Raw genomic sequence first — 1,231 nt, 5'->3', positions numbered from 1 at the left:
TGAATCGCCCCGGATTCTCTAGACACCTTGCAAGCTCATTGTGTAACGTTTTTCAAACTCTACCGGTGAGAGCTGATTGTTGAAACCATGGCGGCGTTTTGCGTTGTAGAACATCTCGATGTAATCAAATACATCACTACGAGCATCTTGCCGCGAGGTGTAGATTTTCCGCTTGACCCGTTCCCGTTTCAGAAGCTGGAAAAAGCTCTCGGCCACAGCGTTGTCATGACAGTTGCCTCGGCGACTCATACTGGCAACCAAATTGTTCGCTTTCAGAAAACTGCGCCAATCGGAGCTGCTGTACTGGCTGCCTTGGTCGGAGTGAACCATCACCTCCTGTTTCGGTTTTCGTCTCCAAACCGCCATCAATAACGCATCAATGGCCAAATCACTGGTCATCCGCGACTTCATTGACCAGCCAACGACCTGACGAGAAAACAGATCCAGCACCACTGCCAAATACAGCCAGCCTTCATATGTACGAATGTAAGTGATGTCGGTAACCCAAACTTTGTTGGGTTCTACGACATCAAACTGGCGCTTCAGTAAATTGGGTGAGGCGACGGCTGGCTTACCGCCGTATTTGCCAGGGCGGCGTCGATACCCTGTCTGAGAGCGCAGACCTTCAAGACGCATCAGCCTCGCCACACGATGCCGACCACAATCCTCACCGACTTCGCGCAGATCGTCATGGACTTTGCGATAGCCATAAACGCCGCCGCTCTCCAGCCAGGAATGCTTGATCAAACCCAGCAGTCGCTGGTCGTCTTTGGCGCGTACAGATTGCGGCTCAGACAGCCAGGCGTAATAACCGCTGGGATGGACTTTCAGCGTCAGGCAAAGCCGTCGAATCGAATAGTCGCCCGCGCGCTGCTTGATAAAGGCGTACTTCAGCCGCACTCCTTGGCAAAGTACGCGGCGGCCTTTTTTAATATGTCTCGCTCTTCAGTGACGCGCTTGAGTTCCGCTCGCAGACGACGCAGCTCAGCGTGCTGATCATCATCCTGTTGCCGTTCTTGTTGAGGTTTGCTGTAGCGCTTTATCCAGGCATAGAGGCTATGCGTCGACACGCCGAGACGAGCCGCTACCTCAGCGACAGGCAGCTTCTTTTCGGTCACTTGATTGACCGCTTGGATTTTGAATTCTTCGGGGTAACGCGGGTTGCTCATGGCACCTCCTAATTGGCCTCAGTTTAAGGCAAAGAGGTGTCTACGAAACCCGGGGCGATTCA

General features: G+C 53.1%; 1 protein-coding gene. It reads right to left on the bottom strand.

The window, feature by feature from the left end; genetic code table 11:
• Positions 1-18 precede the first annotated feature (18 nt).
• A protein-coding gene (locus ACW9IN_RS30070; protein WP_457369238.1) for an IS3 family transposase occupies positions 19-1,169 on the bottom strand; the annotation gives its coding sequence in 2 pieces (ribosomal slippage) (positions 19-926 and positions 926-1,169; 1,152 coding nt in all).
• Positions 1,170-1,231 lie beyond the last annotated feature (62 nt).

Source organism: Pseudomonas sp. SDO5271_S396, from assembly GCF_054071795.1.
Note: the sequence above shows the minus strand (reverse complement) of the source record. Positions and strands in the feature narration are given on the sequence as shown.